This window comes from Ruegeria sp. CF8, assembly GCF_056537285.1.
The window spans coordinates 24,325-39,109 of record NZ_JBQFRG010000001.1 but is presented as its reverse complement, the minus strand read 5'-3'; the positions used below and the strand labels follow the sequence as shown (position 1 = coordinate 39,109).

The window sequence follows — 14,785 nt, the reverse complement described above, 5'->3', positions numbered from 1 at the left end:
TCAATTGCCGCCGAACAGCTTGAGCAGACCTTTTTTTGCCTCGTCTTCCAGCTTTTTCTTCAGCGCATCTTCGATCTGGCCGCTGTCGGTGATCGTCGTATCCAGCTCGTTTCCGACCTTCTCAAAAACCTTCTGCTTGGCGTCGTCTTCCAGCTCCTTGACCTTCACGTCTGCCGCTGCCTCGATGACTTTGGTCAGATCCGGCTTGATGGACGGATTGCTCCACGGACCGACGATGCGTACCGGAACAGATATACCCTCTCCGGAATTGGCCCGCAGTGCCACGGGTGTGAAAAGATAGTCAATATCGCGCGCGCCTAAACCCACGGTTCCCGTGCCATCCGCACGGAAGTTTTCCAGCGACATGAGCAAATCATTGTTGGTCAGCACGCCCTGATCCATGGTGAAGCTGCCCGTCAGGCTGTTGAACACGGTCGTTCCACCCGATCCGGTCCCCCGCCCCATCAGGCGGTCCAGATCGAAACCGGAAATCACTCCGGACCCGACATCCAGATTTCCCTTGCCGCTGAGCGAGCGCATGATCTGTTCCTCTGTCTGGCCAACGCCCAGAAACTCCAGACTGCCCGCAGCAGTGCCCGACAAACGTTCAACGTCAGCCAGCGTGGTCAACGCCTGTTTCAGATCGATCCCGCTGGCCGAGATTTTGCCACCGACAGACAGGCCATTGCGATTGTTGGCGACCACCTGCCCGTTCAACTGACCTGCAAACAGCGTGGCCGGATGCATTTCCAGTACCGCCCGAGAGCGATCCAGAGACAAAGTCAGATCGCTTTTGCCAAATTCCATTCCCGGCACGGCGATCGAGTTCGCCGTCAGGCGGATTTTACCGTTCGCCAGCGCCAGAGCGGAGGCATCAATAGGCTCTTGCGACCACCCGTCTACTGCAGAGCTACTTGGTTGAGAGGCACCGCTCGATGTTGCCTCCGATTCTGAGATTCGCGAAAGATCCAGATCACCCGCATCCAACCTTGCTACGATCTGTGGTGGGTCCGAAATGGTGATATCCGCCTCGCCCACGAAACGGTTGTCATCCAGTTGAGCGGTCATGTCCCGCAACGAAATACGCCCGTCCTGCGTATAGGTCATATGCGCGGCGATATTCGCCTTGCCGCCCAAACCCGGCGGGATATGCACACCAGCCTGACCAAAAGCTGCAAACATCTTTTCGCTGTCCCGTGCCTCGACACTGGTGGTGCCGTCCATTTCACCGGCCAGATTGACACGACCGTTGAAACCGATCTCACCCCCCGGCGCAGTCAAAGCCAGTTCCAGCGCCGTGACGTCGCCATTGGAAAAGGCTGGCAGGTCCGGAATTTTCAAGTCTACCTCAACGGCTCCGCCGGGTACGGCCATTGCGGCTTGCATGATCATGGGGGAGGTAACCTTGGGCCAGCTTGCGGCCAGTGTCACACCGGAAAAGTCCATCTGTGTGACGCCGTTCTCGACGTAAATCAGCTGAGCGTTCGTCAGCTCCAGTTGATCCAGAGTGACCTCACCTGTCGTATTGGCGGGGTCGTTAGTTCCAGGCGTTTCGGCATTTGGGGTAGAAGTCGGGACACCAAACTCCCAGTTCGCCCGACCCTCTGATCGCTCCAGCCGCAATATCGGGTTTTCAGCAAATACGCGTTTGATACGCAGATCCCCATTCCACAGAGCAGCAGCGTCCACACCGACGGCAAGACTGTCTGCACTCAGCATTGGCTCGGACCCTGCCCAGCTTGCATTGCCAAACCGTACCGGGCCGGTTTCCATTCCCAGCACGGGCCAAAAGGACAGGCGCACATCACCGCTCAATGTCAGATCACGCCCGGTTTGCGCCTTCACCTGCTCGGCCAGAATCGCGCCCAGCTTGTCCCCGGGCATCAGCAAAAGCGCGCCAATGACCAGCCCAACGACAGCCACAACAACAAATAGAATGCGCATCAGCCACTTCATGATCTGCTCTCCGCCTTTTGGCTTTTCTTTGCCATGATCATTCAAATCACACGTCACATTTGCAAGGGGAAGCGTTCCCCACTATATGCCGCGCCATGACAACGAACCCGCCAAACCTCCGCCCCGACCTGGCACCCGCCGCCCGGATCACCGAGACGCCCCGTTCCGACCAGCCGACCATCGGCATGGTGTCGCTGGGTTGCCCCAAGGCGTTGGTGGACAGCGAACGCATCCTGACCCGGCTTCGCGCTGAAGGATACGGCATTTCGCCCGATTATGCCGGGGCCGATGCCGTCATTGTGAACACCTGCGGATTTCTGGACAGCGCCAAGGCGGAATCGCTGGACGCAATCGGAGAGGCACTGGTTGAAAACGGCAAGGTCATAGTAACCGGCTGTCTGGGGGCGGAACCGGATTACATCCGGGAACATCACCCCCGCATCATGGCTGTCACTGGACCGCATCAGTATGAACAGGTCTTGGATGCTGTACACCTGGCCGTGCCGCCCTCACCTGATCCGTTTGTCGATCTGCTGCCTGCCAGCAGCGTGCAATTGACCCCGCGCCATTACAGCTATCTGAAGATCTCGGAGGGCTGTAATCATAAGTGCAAGTTCTGCATCATCCCAGATATGCGCGGGAAACTGGCCAGCCGCCCGGCCCATGCGGTTCTGCGTGAGGCGGAAAAGCTGGTCGATAACGGCGTACGCGAGCTGCTGGTGATCTCGCAGGACACATCGGCCTATGGGCTGGACCGGAAATATGATGTGAACCCGTGGAAAGACCGCGAAGTGCGCAGCCATATCACCGATCTGGCGCGGGAGTTGGGACGTTTGGAGGCGTGGGTGCGCCTGCATTATGTCTACCCCTATCCGCATGTGCGCGAGTTGATCCCTCTGATGGCGGACGCTGGATGCAATGTGCTGCCCTATCTGGATATTCCCTTCCAGCACGCGCACCCCGACGTTTTGAAACGTATGGCCCGCCCGGCCGCCGCAGCCAAAACACTGGACGAAATCCGGGCCTGGCGTGACATCTGCCCAGACATCACCCTGCGATCGACCTTTATTGTCGGTTATCCGGGAGAGACTGAGGCTGAATTCCAAACTCTGCTGGACTGGATGGACGAAGCGCAACTGGATCGCGTTGGCTGCTTTCAATATGAAAACGTGGATGGCGCGCGGTCGAACGACCTGCCTGATCACGTCCCGGCCGACGTCAAAAAAGAGCGCTGGGATCGTTTCATGGAAAAGGCCCAGGCGATTTCCGAAGCCAAACTGGCGGCAAAAGTCGGCCAGACCTTGCAGGTCATCGTGGATGAGGTCGATGACGAAGCCGCCACCTGCCGCACCAAAGCGGACGCGCCCGAGATCGACGGCAACCTGTTCATTGATGAAGGGTTCGAAGCACTTAATCCTGGCGATATCGTAACAGTTGAGGTGGACGAGGCCGGAGAATACGATCTTTGGGGCAAGCTCGCTTAGAACTGTTCCGCCTGCCTGTTTCACCACAGTTGGGCAAAGCGTGAAGCAAGTTTATTGGCCCAACGCATCTAAAGACGCGATCTTAGACTGAAATCCATAAACGGAGGGTTTCATGTCTGGAAACGTCAAAATCGGCCTGAACAGCGTGGTGTTTATGATTGCCGCGTTATGGCTTGCAGCGCCCTCTTCAGCGCAAACGGCGTCGGGTGGCCCAAATGGGTTGATCGTGGTCAGCGATAAGCAGTTTAGCTTTCACAAGACCGGGCACCTTAAGATCAAGCGCTATTATCTTGCGCCAAAATCCACGGCACATGTCAAACAGCGGCAGCTGCACCACAAAAAGCACCCCAAAACATATCGCTTTCACAGCCCGAAACGGCGGGTGATCGGGCATGTGCCTTACAGGCAGATCAAACGGCACAAGTCCAATTCGTTCAGGTTCAAACACAAATACGGTTTCAGGAAATACTGAACCGCTGAATGGTGTGCACTTAACTTAGTACCTGCAAGAAAAAACCGCCTCAAAGGCGGCTGTTCATCGAGCAATTGTGCAGGCGGTCCGGTCGTGGACCGCCTGCAAAAAGCTTACTGAGTAACCGGGTTACAGACAGTCTGACCTGCTTCGGTTGTCGCCAGTTCATAACCGCCTGGGCAGCTGGGCGTGCCGGCTTTGTCATAGCTGGGCTGAACAAAAACAGGAGTCGGTTCTTCCTGCTGCGCGCAGGCAGTCAGAATCAGGGCAAATGCGCCAACGGCAGCGAGTTTCAGTTTCATGTCCGTCAATCCTCTATTACTTTTCTGATATTGCCCAACTTTTCGGGGCCATATCCAGAATACGGGCTGAGCTTCGATCTGGCAACTGAATCGATCACGTCTTTGTGAGTCAAAGCGATTCCATGCCGGTTTTAGCTTTGGACAAGGGCATTTACAGCTTCAAAGCTACCTTTTTGGCAGCTCTGCTCTACACTGTTGTCACGACATTAGCCAAAAGACGGAGAAGCCACATGTCAGACGCGCCAAATATTGCCCAGAAATCGCCGATTCCGGTCGAGGTTGTTGAAGGGAAGACTTATTTTTGGTGTTCATGTGGAAAATCTGCGCGACAACCGTTTTGCGACGGCTCCCACAAAGACAGCGATTTCGAGCCAATAAAATATACGGCGGACGCTAGTAAAAAGGTCTTTTTCTGTGCGTGCAAACATAGCGCAAAGAAACCGCTATGCGATGGCAGCCACAGTAAACTGTGATCAGGTCTTCAGACCATTCAGGGTCTCGGCATTTGCGCAGAAATCCGGGGCCTTTTCGACCAGTGCCTGTTGATCAGCTAGCCACAAAGCGCATTGGCCGTCACAATTTGAAGCCCGACATCGTGTGACCAATTCTGCATAGCCCTCTGGTGTCAGACGGCCGTCCGCCATCGCCTCGGTCAATGAAATGCCCATGCATCGCGACACAGACCGCGTCAGCCAAAAGTGCTTTTCAATTTCGCCCAGCGGGATCTGTGCCATCACACGTTCTCCAACTGCTGCGCCTTAAGTGCCGCGAATCGCTCTCGGTTGGGGCAGCTGCTTGGAGCTTCATCAATCTGGCCCCTCTGCTCCAGCCATTCCGGGCAGTCGTGGGCCCAGGCGCAACCACGGCATTGTTGCACGATCTCAGCCCATTCTTCGTGATTTAAATAACCCTTGCGGTATGCACCGGCCAGATCGGTGCCGGTGGCTTGCCCCATCCGCAGCACAAGCCGCAAATGGGTCATGATGTTGCCTAGACGTGGCATGGCGGACCTTTAGGTTAAGGCATTAATTTATGGAGTAATTCCTGGTTCCGGCAATATTCAGGCGCTCGCTGTGCGGTTGCCGCCTGGCTCAACAAGGTCTGACAGTGTTGTGGGTTCGGACAGTCAGTGCACCGTAGAACTGCCTCGGAAATCTGATCCACGGAAACCGAACCGCCAATGGCCGCTTCTTCAAGATCGATGTCCAGCATGCTGGCCATATCGTCCACCAAACCGGCGTGCAATCGCAGGGTCTCTCGGGTGGGCATGGTGTTTTCCTTTCCCTATCGCGCTTTGGCAAAAGGGTAGCGAATTTGCACCTTCAAACATTGACACAGGTCAAGATTGGAAGCCGATGTGATCCAGATAGGCTCGGGTCGCATCCTGAACCCGGCGAAACCGATCACCGCCCAGTTTCTTGCCGCCATACCAACGGGTGACGATGATCACATGGTTCTGCAATTCCGCCCGTTCGATCATGCGCAGGATTACCATACCCGCCCCGCTTTCCCCATCATCCGCCTTAAGCGCACCGGTCGGCAGAGTCGCGGCCCACGTGTTGTGAGTCGCTTTGGCATAGGCTTTGTCCGATTTCAGATCATTCAAAACGCTGTCGATTTCGGGCCGCGAAGAAACTGTCGCCCCGGACACCGCATATTTCGAGCCGCGATCCGTCAGGATCACCCCGAGACGCACAAGGCCGCTCACTGTGTCAAACCCAACTGTGCTGCTGTTTCAAGCACGATCTGAACGCGCTGCTCATTTGGTGGGTGCGTTCCCAGAAACTTATCGCCGGGATCCGGTATCCGGTCAAAAAACTTCGCACCTACCAATGGGTTGTATCCGGCGTTGTGGGTAATGATCGTGCCCAACTGGTCTGCCTCCAGCTCGAAATCCTTCAGGTAAGCTTGAACACCAACTTTGGCCCCCAGCTTTTGCGCCTCTTCTATGGCGGCTGCATCACCGCCGCGCAACTGTTCTCGCCTGCCAAACTCTGCGGCGCTGGCGCTGGCGTTTTCGCTTTGCCGGGCAATGTGCCCCAACACGTGGTGGGCCGCTTCGTGGCCCATGACAAAGGCAAGCTCGTCCGCGTTTTGCGCGGACCGGATCATAGACCGCGTAAAAACAATCACCGGTTGCCCGTTTTCATCCAAAGTCTGATACGCGTTTGCCGGCGCCCGCGGGTTTAGATCAACCAGGATCCTGAACTCACAATTCTGGCGTCTGGGTTGTTTCAGACACTGTTTTCGTGCTTCCGCACCAACAGCCTGGCTAACCTGCTGAAAGGTCTGCGCCGTCGGTTCGACACCCGATGCGTCTCCCAGCCAGTCCTCGGGCGATTGTACACTGAAGACACCTTGTGCACAGGCCGACAACAGCAGGAAAAGCGGTAAAATAAAGCATCTGCGCATGATACATCCCTTGGGCCGATCGGGCCGCAATTTCAACATAGTACGCCCCTTCAGCTGATGCCACTGCACCCTTGGCAAGTAACGGCTTGCATTGCGCCTCGGCGACTTGCACTGTGGACACATGTTTTCGATTGAGCATGAATTCGACTCGACGGTCATTACGCTTGTGGACGAAGGTGAAAAACCTTTGCAGGAAGATGTGGTGATCAACAATTTCGCCGAATGCGTCACGCTGGAACAGCTGGATCCGCGCACCGAACAGGTTCAGAGGATCACCCTATCGCCCGAACAGGTACGGGACCTGGCCGCAGCGCTGGACCTGCCCGAGGGCGTCTATCAGATTCGCGAAACCGGGCCTCAGGGATCATAGAGAAATAACTTGTTCCGCGCGGTCTGCCCCAGTTGCAATGTCAGCGTCGAGGGGGCCACTCTAAGACACTTGGCGAGCAATGTCGTAACAGCCTGATTGGCCTTGTCGTTCTCAGGTGGGGCCGTCACATACATCTTGATCTGATCTTCTTCACAGATCACTCGATCACATGACGCCTTTGGCGTCACCTTAACACTCAACGTCGCCCCGGCCTTTGCCAGCACGCTGAGATCGGGCAGATCGCGCAATTTGGATTTCGCCATTGTCACCCCTTTTTCTTCAAAAACTTGCATGACTGGCGTCGGAATGAAAATGATCCACGCAATGTATCGGCACACCCTTGAATCGGGCGGGTTGCCGCCCAAGATACAGAGTCGTGATGTAAAGGAAGTTAACATATGTCCCTGAAAAGCCCCGCCGCTCTGGAGTTTTTACTGTCGCGCCGTTCCCGCCCGGCCAAGACATTGATTGCTCCGGCCCCGACACGGGACGAATTGCTGCCTTTGCTCACCGCTGCTGCGCGCAGCCCCGATCATGGCAAGTTAGAGCCTTGGCGCTTCATCGTGTTGGAAAAAGGCGCGATGCCGCGTTTGGCGGCTTTGACCGAAGAATGTGGTCAAAAGCTGGGAAAAAGCCCCGAAGACATCGCCAAAGCGCGCAGCCAGTTCGACATGGGGCATTTGGCGGTGGCAGTAATCGAAGTTCAAAAACCGTCTGAAAAGATCCCCACGATCGAGCAAACCTATTCCGCCGGGGCGGTCTGTCTGGCCTTGCTGAATGCCGCACTGGCGGCCGGTTGGGGCGCAAACTGGCTATCGGGCTGGCAATCACATGACAGCGAATTCTGCGCAAAAGCGTTTGGATTGGCAGACAACGAACGCGTGGCTGGTTTGATCCATATCGCGACCGAAGGATCGGCACCGCCCGAGCGGCCAAGGCCAGACTTGTCGGCATTGACGGAATGGGTCAGCGAATGATCATCCTAAACGCCTTTTTCAGCGCACTTGGCCAGATCGGAGACCCGAAATTTCGGGGGGTTTTGCTGCGCGGCGTGGGTCTGACGATCCTGCTTCTGATCGTTGCCTGTGCAGTGGCAATCTGGTTGATCAACTGGTTGTCGGGCAGTGAGATTTCCCTGCCCTTCATCGGTGCTGTACCGTGGCTGAACGACGTTCTGAATTATTCAGGGATCGTTCTGGTCCTGATTCTACCTATTTTCCTGATGGTTCCGGTGGCATCAGCCATCACGTCGATCTTTCTGGATGAGGTCGCCCAAGCGGTTGAAGACAAGCATTTTCCAACCTTGGAACCTGCGCGGCGCATACCAGTGTCCGAAGCGCTTATGGACAGTCTCAGTTTTTTGGGCGTGCTGATTGTCGCCAACTTGCTGGCGTTCATTCTCTATGCGATTTTCACCCCGCTGGCGCCGTTTATCTTCTGGGCGATGAACGGGTTTCTGCTGGGGCGGGAGTACTTTACCTTGGCCGCCATGCGTCGGATCGGGCGCGATGGCGCGCGAAAGCTGCGCGCCAAGCATTCAACTACGATCTGGGTGGCAGGTACCTTGATGGCGGTTCCGCTTTCGGTGCCGCTGGTTAATCTGGTGATTCCAATTATAGGTGCAGCCACGTTCACCCACATTTATCACGCGGTGTCAGGCCCAAGGGCCTGACATTGGGTCAGCGAGGCTCCAGCTGGTTCAACCAGTCGAAATCCCGGACCGAGATCAATCCCGATAAAATAATACCGGCAATGATGGCCCACAGCACCACGGAAATACCTGTCGTGATCCACATCTTTTTCTTCATGTGATGCACTTCCGGGGCACCAGCATGAGTGCCCGGAACGATATCGCCCAGATCGCCTTGTGTTTTAATGCGAACGGGCAGCACGATCAGCAGCGTCAGGAACCAGATGACGGCGAACAGTACAAGTGCGGCAGTGATGGTCATTTCAAGCCCTCCGGCGCTGGGGGGTTATACCTGCTCTAACTCGACAAGGCAGCCGTTAAAGTCCTTGGGGTGCAGGAAAAGAACCGGCTTGCCATGGGCCCCGATCTTGGGCTCGCCTGAACCCAAAACGCGGGCACCGGTTTCCTTAAGATGATCCCGGGCCGCGATAATGTCCTCAACCTCATAGCATACGTGATGAATGCCGCCCGACGGGTTCTTTTCCAGGAAGCCGTTGATCGGGCTGTCGTCACCTAACGGATACAGAAGCTCGATTTTGGTGTTGGGCAGTTCAATGAACACAACCGTGACGCCGTGATCCGGTTCGTCCTGCGGTGCGCCGACCTTGGCGCCCAGCGCATTGCGATATTGCGCCGAAGCTGCTTCAAGATCCGGCACGGCAATGGCGACGTGGTTCAGACGTCCAATCATATCTCACTCCTGATGTCCTGCGTTGCATGGGTTATGGGGGCTGTTAGGCCAAAGGACAAGTGCGCCAAATCGCGCGTTAACGTCGTGTTAGCCAGTAGTTCCTAGCGTGAGGCATCTGCTGGATAGGAGAGCTGCCATGGACGATTCGGGCCTACTTGCCACCACCACCGTCACGCCCACCGCAACGCGGCCCTTGCTGGGTCAGACCATTCTGGTTGTCGAAGACAGCCGATACGCGTGCGACGCGATCAGACTGATGTGCCTGCACAGCGGCGCACGTATTCGCCGCGCGGATTGTCTGAAATCGGCCCGACGGCACCTTCAGATTTATCGCCCCTCGGTCATATTGATCGATATGGGTCTGCCAGATGGGTCGGGGGCCGATCTGATCGCCGAACTGGCCGAGGCAACGCCTCGTATCAGCGTCATCATGGGCCTGTCTGGCGATGATACCAACGAAAGTCTGGCACTGGCTGCCGGCGCGGATGGATTTTTGGCCAAGCCGCTAAAATCAATGTCCTATTTTCAGAAGTCCATTCTGGAACGGTTGCCCGAGGATCGGCGTCCAAGCGGGTTACATGCAATCCGGGACGAGGTCATCCAGCCAGACCCCTTGGCCTATCAGGATGACATGGCCCATATCGCTGATTTCCTGACCGGACCCAACGATCAGCACACTCTGGATTATGCCGCCCAGTTCCTTCAGGGCGTCGCACGAGAGGCAGGAGATAAACCGCTGGCCGAGGCCGCGCGCAAACTGGCTCTGTCACGCGCAAGCGGGGCACCGCTTACTGCACAGGCGGCGCAAGTCGCTGGGATGGTGCAGAACCGACTGGAACAGCGGGAAGCGATTTGAAATGATTACGGCTTATTTCATCACCGCAACGCTTCTGTGCCTCTGGGCCTATCGTCAGACGCGCGAGACGGCGCGAAGCATTCGAAGCAATCGAGATCATTTGGAAAACCCTCTGGACTGATACGCGGAACGTTTCCTGCCGCCAAATGAAAATCGCCCGCTTAATGCGGGCGATTGTTCTTAGTCCTGAGGGATGATGCGCAAACCAAGCTCCATCAACTGATCCGAAGTTGGATCAGAGGGCGCATCCATCATCAGATCCTCGGCACGCTGGTTCATCGGGAACATCATGACTTCGCGGATATTTGCCTCGTCCGCCAGCAGCATAACGATCCGGTCGATGCCTGCCGCGCAGCCCCCGTGCGGCGGTGCGCCGTAGTGGAAAGCGTTGAACAGAGCGCCGAAGCGAGACTTGACCTCATCCTCGCCATACCCCGCCAGTTCAAAGGCTTTCAACATGATCTCAGGCTTGTGGTTCCGGATCGCGCCCGAGACCAGCTCATACCCGTTACAGGCCAAGTCATACTGATATCCGCGCACGTCCAGTGGGTTACCCTGAAGCGCCTCCATACCACCTTGCGGCATCGAGAACGGGTTGTGCTCGAAATCGATCGCGCCTGTTTCTTCGTCTTGCTCATAGATCGGGAAATCCACGATCCAGGCAAAAGCAAAGCGGTCTTTCTCGGTCAGGTTCAGTTCCTCACCGATAACATCACGCGCCTTGCCAGCAACCTTTTCAAAAGCTTTCGGCTTGCCACCCAGGAAAAACGCCGCATCGCCGACGCCCAAACCCAGCTGATGACGGATTGCCTCAGTCCGCTCAGGCCCGATGTTTTTGGCCAGAGGACCAGCGGCTTCCATGCCTTCGCCCTGATCGCGCCAGAAAATGTAGCCCATGCCGGGCAGACCCTCTTTCTGGGCGAACGCGTTCATGCGGTCACAGAATTTGCGGCTGCCGCCGGTTGGCGCGGGGATGGCGCGGATTTCGGTGCCGTCCTGCTCCAACAGCTTTGCGAAGATCGCAAAGCCCGACCCGCGGAAGTGGTCGGAGACCACTTGCATTTTGATAGGGTTCCGCAAGTCGGGTTTGTCGGTGCCGTACCACAACGCCGAGTCCTTGTAGGAAATTTGCGGCCATTCCTGATCGACTTTGCGACCACCGCCGAATTCTTCGAACACGCCGGTCAGAACGGGTTGAATCGTGTCGAACACGTCCTGCTGCTCGACAAAGGACATCTCAAGGTCAAGCTGGTAGAAATCAGTGGGCGAACGGTCAGCACGCGGGTCTTCGTCACGGAAGCACGGCGCGATCTGGAAATACTTGTCGAAGCCAGACACCATGATCAGCTGCTTGAACTGCTGAGGAGCTTGCGGCAAAGCGTAGAACTTGCCCGGATGAAGTCGCGAGGGCACCAGGAAGTCACGCGCGCCCTCGGGCGACGACGCGGTGATGATCGGTGTCTGATACTCGCGGAAGCCCTGATCCCACATGCGTTTGCGCATGGATGCCACAACGTCCGACCGCAAAGTCATATTGCGCTGCATCGCCTCGCGGCGAAGGTCCAGATAACGATAGCGCAGGCGGGTTTCCTCGGGGTATTCCTGATCGCCAAAGACCATCAGCGGCAATTCCTCGGCGGAACCCAGCACTTCCAGCTCGCGGACGTAAACTTCTATCTCGCCAGTCGGCAGTTTTGGGTTCACCAGTTCTGGGTCGCGTGCTTTGACAGTCCCGTCGATGCGGATACACCACTCGGACCGCACTTTCTCCAACTCTGCGAAAGCAGCACTGTCGCCGTCGCACAGAACCTGTGTCACGCCGAAATGGTCACGCAGGTCGATAAACAGCACGCCGCCGTGATCTCGAACCCGATGCACCCAGCCGGACAGGCGGACAGTTTCACCGACATTGGCGGCGGTCAGAGCGGCGCAGGTGTGGCTGCGATAGGCGTGCATGGATCATATCCCTTCGGGCGCAGAATTCGTCGCGCCGATACACCCTGTCAGGCCCGGAAAGTCAAGGCAGGTCGCCCCGTCAAAACGGCCTTTGCACGTTGCCAGAGTAGAAATAGACACCCAGCCCCACTGCAAAGATGATATTGCCCGCGATTGCGTGCAACAGCACCGCATAAAAGAACGAGCAGCGCTGCCTGTACGCCCATGTGAACAGAAGTCCGCCCGCAAAGGTCATGAGGGCGACAATCCAGCTCCAGTACATCAGATGCGCGAACGAGAATATGGCTGCGTTCAGCAAATAGGCCGCGCGCCCGTCTGGCAGGATCGCGTGATACCGGCGGAAGAACAAAGGGCGGAACAGCAGCTCTTGCGGCAGGGCTGACAACAGTGGATAGCCGATCCAGATAAAAGCCAGCATCTCGGGTCGGTGAATAGCCAGAAAAAACGCCGCATCCGGACGCGTGATCTGGATCAGGCCGGTACAGAAGACGGCCAAAACAACCGTGAACAGCAATACTTCTCGAAAGGACCAGTTGGCCCACTCATACCGCAGTTCGGCCCATTGAAAACCCGGTGTCTGATGCAGCAAAACAATGCCAAGCCCGGTCAGCGCAAGCAACGCCGGAAACATCCAGTTTGGCGGAAAGAGAACGGCAATCAGAAGCGGCAGTCCGATATAGAACAGCCCGAATTCCAACCGCAGCCGCAACAGCGCCACAGGCGGGCCGATCAAAGTGCTATCTTTGGTCACGTATCTATCAGCTCCACCCGGATCAACCCGCGCAATGAATTGCCCATGTACACAGTCCGCGCGTTTTGTAGGTCGGTCAAGGTCAGCACGGCCTCGGTCACTGTTTCTTTATCCAGTAGCTCTTCACGCAAAATACCCGGCAACAACCCGCAGGACAGCGCAGGCGTCAGAAACCGACCATCCGGCATTTCAGCAAACAGGTTGGTGATGGTGCCTTCGCATAGCTCGCCAAGTTCGTTTTGGAACAACAGTTCGTCTGTACCTTCTGGAAGCGAAGCACGTGCCTTGTCATAGAGCGCGCGGTGGGTGGTCTTGTGCCGCAACCACAGGTCGTTCGATGCCAGGCTTTCTTTGGACAGGGACACGCGCCAGATCGGCGGGTTTTCAGCCAAGGCACCAGTCGTCAGTTCGAACACGCCGCTCGCATCCAGCGTCAATCGGCAGCGCAGTGGACGATCCCCCTCGGCAGCAGCCAAGGTCTCACTTGCGGCATCCAAGTCGAACGGAAGATCGAAAACCCGTGCCGTGCGGGCCATACGCGCCAGGTGACGGGCCTTCCGCACAAATCCCTGATCCGGCCGAAAGGCCAGTGTTTCGATCACGCGGAAATCAGGCTCATTTGACGGGCAAAGCGGGCTTTCCATAGCGCCTCCTCGTATTCTGAAGGGGCAGTGCTGTCCCAAACGAGACCACCGCCCACGTTCAACGTGGCGTGATCATCCTCCAGCATCAGGGTACGGATGGCCACATTGAACTCAGACCGGCCATCCGGCGCGGCCCAGCCGATAGTCCCACAATAGATGTCACGCGGCCAGGGTTCCAGTTCGGCCAGTATCTCCATCGCGCGAATCTTGGGTGCGCCCGTAATCGACCCGCAAGGGAATAGCGCCGTCAAAATATCACCCAGCCCCACGTATTTGTGCAACTGAGCACGCACCAGCGAGACCATCTGGTGCACAGTGGCGTAGGTCTCGACCTTGAACAGCTCGGGCACGTGAACAGATCCGGGCAATGCCACACGGCTGATATCGTTTCGCAGCAAATCAACGATCATCAGGTTCTCGGCGCGATTCTTTTCGTCCAAGGTCAGAAAGGCCCGGCGCTGCGCATCTTCCTCCGGGTCGTCGCTGCGCGGTTGGGTTCCCTTCATTGGGCGGGTTTCGATCTTGCCCGCCTCGTCTGTGCGAAAGAACAGTTCGGGCGACCGGCTGAGCAAATCGGGCAATCCGTCCTGTTGCACCAGAGCTCCGTGGCCAACCGGTTGCCCTGCAGCGAGTGCTGCATACAGCATTTCACTGTCGCCCGAGACCGTCAGATTGATCGGAAAGGTCAGGTTTGCCTGGTAAATGTCGCCAGCACCGATAGCATCGTGTACGGCCTGAAACGCCTGCGTATAACGCGCCTCGTCCCAACGGGGCTCAAAAGTGCTGACCTCTCCTGCTGCTGCTGGCAGAACAACACGATCCGGCGCGTCGTATACTCCAAAGCACAACAAAGGCAGACGGCGATCTTTGGGCAACAGGTTCAGCAACCGGGGTTCCAGCGCATAACCAAGCTCGTAACTCGCATACCCCGCCACCCAGGAACCACCTGCGCGCACCTCATCCAGCGCTCCCAAAGCCTGGGGCACCTCTTCCGCAACATCCGCGCGGATGATTTGAGACGGACGCTCGAACCGGGTTCCACGCCCGGCCGGCCCTTGATCGAAACGAATACGCAATTGCATCCTCATTTGCCGTGTGGGGCGATATAGAGAATACTCTGCCAAGGGAAAGGGGGGAAAGCGGCAATTTCGCTTCTGTTTCCGATACCCCTTGAACCTTTTTGCGCGGTCCCTATAACGCA

The 14,785-nt window shown here is 56.9% G+C and carries 21 protein-coding genes; 7 read left to right on the top strand and 14 right to left on the bottom strand.

What is annotated here, in order from left to right; all coding sequences use genetic code 11:
* Positions 1–1,956, bottom strand: a complete 1,956-nt coding sequence (locus ACR0EV_RS00210; protein ID WP_480798261.1) for an AsmA family protein — start codon at positions 1,954–1,956, stop codon at positions 1–3.
* Between the two features lie 95 nt (positions 1,957–2,051).
* On the opposite strand from ACR0EV_RS00210, the gene rimO reads away from it, so the two are divergent.
* Positions 2,052–3,440 (top strand): 30S ribosomal protein S12 methylthiotransferase RimO, encoded by a 1,389-nt coding sequence (gene rimO, locus ACR0EV_RS00205; RefSeq protein WP_480798260.1) that lies wholly within the window; start codon positions 2,052–2,054, stop codon positions 3,438–3,440.
* 112 nt (positions 3,441–3,552) lie between these two features.
* A complete protein-coding gene (locus ACR0EV_RS00200; protein WP_480798259.1) occupies positions 3,553–3,912 on the top strand; it encodes a hypothetical protein in 360 nt (119 codons plus the stop codon).
* Between the two features lie 113 nt (positions 3,913–4,025).
* Here the strand turns inward: ACR0EV_RS00200 and ACR0EV_RS00195 are convergent, their stop codons facing one another.
* A complete protein-coding gene (locus ACR0EV_RS00195; protein ID WP_480479723.1) occupies positions 4,026–4,214 on the bottom strand; it encodes a hypothetical protein in 189 nt (62 codons plus the stop codon).
* Between the two features lie 230 nt (positions 4,215–4,444).
* On the opposite strand from ACR0EV_RS00195, the gene ACR0EV_RS00190 reads away from it, so the two are divergent.
* Positions 4,445–4,687, top strand: coding sequence for a CDGSH iron-sulfur domain-containing protein (locus ACR0EV_RS00190; RefSeq protein ID WP_480798258.1), 243 nt, complete (start codon positions 4,445–4,447; stop codon positions 4,685–4,687).
* On the opposite strand, the gene ACR0EV_RS00185 is transcribed toward ACR0EV_RS00190, so the two are convergent.
* From ACR0EV_RS00185 to ACR0EV_RS00165, 5 genes are all read right to left on the bottom strand, one after another.
* Positions 4,688–4,948, bottom strand: coding sequence for a DUF6455 family protein (locus ACR0EV_RS00185; protein ID WP_480798257.1), 261 nt, complete (start codon positions 4,946–4,948; stop codon positions 4,688–4,690).
* The gene (locus ACR0EV_RS00180) at positions 4,948–5,217 is read right to left on the bottom strand and encodes a DUF6455 family protein (protein WP_480798256.1); all 270 of its coding nucleotides are present in this window, start codon (positions 5,215–5,217) and stop codon (positions 4,948–4,950) included. Before ACR0EV_RS00180 ends, ACR0EV_RS00185 begins: the two co-directional genes overlap by 1 nt.
* A gap of 14 nt (positions 5,218–5,231) precedes the next feature.
* Positions 5,232–5,483: a DUF6455 family protein gene (locus ACR0EV_RS00175; protein WP_480798255.1), complete on the bottom strand. Its 252-nt coding sequence runs from the start codon at positions 5,481–5,483 to the stop codon at positions 5,232–5,234.
* Positions 5,484–5,553: 70 nt separating this feature from the next.
* Entirely contained in the window at positions 5,554–5,922 is a 369-nt protein-coding gene (locus tag ACR0EV_RS00170) for a YigZ family protein (protein ID WP_480798254.1), read from the bottom strand.
* Positions 5,919–6,626: a M48 family metalloprotease gene (locus ACR0EV_RS00165; RefSeq protein WP_480798253.1), complete on the bottom strand. Its 708-nt coding sequence runs from the start codon at positions 6,624–6,626 to the stop codon at positions 5,919–5,921. The genes ACR0EV_RS00170 and ACR0EV_RS00165 overlap by 4 nt, the downstream gene beginning before the upstream one ends.
* Positions 6,627–6,747: 121 nt before the next feature.
* Between ACR0EV_RS00165 and ACR0EV_RS00160 the strand changes: the two genes are divergently transcribed.
* Positions 6,748–6,996 (top strand): hypothetical protein, encoded by a 249-nt coding sequence (locus ACR0EV_RS00160; RefSeq protein ID WP_480798252.1) that lies wholly within the window; start codon positions 6,748–6,750, stop codon positions 6,994–6,996.
* Here ACR0EV_RS00160 and ACR0EV_RS00155 read toward each other — a convergent pair.
* Positions 6,984–7,259: a DUF167 domain-containing protein gene (locus ACR0EV_RS00155; RefSeq protein WP_480798251.1), complete on the bottom strand. Its 276-nt coding sequence runs from the start codon at positions 7,257–7,259 to the stop codon at positions 6,984–6,986. The genes ACR0EV_RS00160 and ACR0EV_RS00155 overlap by 13 nt on opposite strands.
* A gap of 135 nt (positions 7,260–7,394) precedes the next feature.
* Between ACR0EV_RS00155 and ACR0EV_RS00150 the strand changes: the two genes are divergently transcribed.
* Together ACR0EV_RS00150 and ACR0EV_RS00145 are read left to right on the top strand one after the other, a co-directional pair.
* Positions 7,395–7,973 (top strand): nitroreductase family protein, encoded by a 579-nt coding sequence (locus ACR0EV_RS00150; RefSeq protein WP_480798250.1) that lies wholly within the window; start codon positions 7,395–7,397, stop codon positions 7,971–7,973.
* A complete protein-coding gene (locus tag ACR0EV_RS00145; RefSeq protein WP_480798249.1) occupies positions 7,970–8,668 on the top strand; it encodes an EI24 domain-containing protein in 699 nt (232 codons plus the stop codon). The genes ACR0EV_RS00150 and ACR0EV_RS00145 overlap by 4 nt, the downstream gene beginning before the upstream one ends.
* A 7-nt stretch (positions 8,669–8,675) precedes the next feature.
* On the opposite strand, the gene ACR0EV_RS00140 is transcribed toward ACR0EV_RS00145, so the two are convergent.
* Together ACR0EV_RS00140 and mce are read right to left on the bottom strand one after the other, a co-directional pair.
* Complete coding sequence (locus ACR0EV_RS00140; RefSeq protein WP_171091626.1) at positions 8,676–8,948, bottom strand: DUF1467 family protein; 273 nt, start codon at positions 8,946–8,948, stop codon at positions 8,676–8,678.
* Between the two features lie 24 nt (positions 8,949–8,972).
* Positions 8,973–9,377 carry a methylmalonyl-CoA epimerase gene (gene mce, locus ACR0EV_RS00135; protein ID WP_170384716.1) on the bottom strand — a complete coding sequence of 135 codons (405 nt, stop codon included), beginning with the start codon at positions 9,375–9,377 and terminating at the stop codon, positions 8,973–8,975.
* 136 nt (positions 9,378–9,513) lie between these two features.
* Between mce and ACR0EV_RS00130 the strand changes: the two genes are divergently transcribed.
* Positions 9,514–10,233, top strand: coding sequence for a response regulator (locus ACR0EV_RS00130; protein WP_480798248.1), 720 nt, complete (start codon positions 9,514–9,516; stop codon positions 10,231–10,233).
* Positions 10,234–10,413: 180 nt separating this feature from the next.
* Here the strand turns inward: ACR0EV_RS00130 and aspS are convergent, their stop codons facing one another.
* The 4 genes from aspS to ACR0EV_RS00110 form a co-directional block, all read right to left on the bottom strand.
* The gene (gene aspS / locus ACR0EV_RS00125; RefSeq protein ID WP_480798247.1) at positions 10,414–12,189 is read right to left on the bottom strand and encodes an aspartate--tRNA ligase; all 1,776 of its coding nucleotides are present in this window, start codon (positions 12,187–12,189) and stop codon (positions 10,414–10,416) included.
* Positions 12,190–12,268: 79 nt separating this feature from the next.
* Positions 12,269–12,940 (bottom strand): CPBP family intramembrane glutamic endopeptidase, encoded by a 672-nt coding sequence (locus tag ACR0EV_RS00120; RefSeq protein WP_480798246.1) that lies wholly within the window; start codon positions 12,938–12,940, stop codon positions 12,269–12,271.
* A complete protein-coding gene (locus tag ACR0EV_RS00115) occupies positions 12,937–13,584 on the bottom strand; it encodes an aminotransferase class IV family protein (RefSeq protein WP_480798245.1) in 648 nt (215 codons plus the stop codon). The genes ACR0EV_RS00120 and ACR0EV_RS00115 overlap by 4 nt, the downstream gene beginning before the upstream one ends.
* Positions 13,539–14,666, bottom strand: coding sequence for an aminodeoxychorismate synthase component I (locus tag ACR0EV_RS00110; RefSeq protein ID WP_480798244.1), 1,128 nt, complete (start codon positions 14,664–14,666; stop codon positions 13,539–13,541). Before ACR0EV_RS00110 ends, ACR0EV_RS00115 begins: the two co-directional genes overlap by 46 nt.
* Positions 14,667–14,785 lie beyond the last annotated feature (119 nt).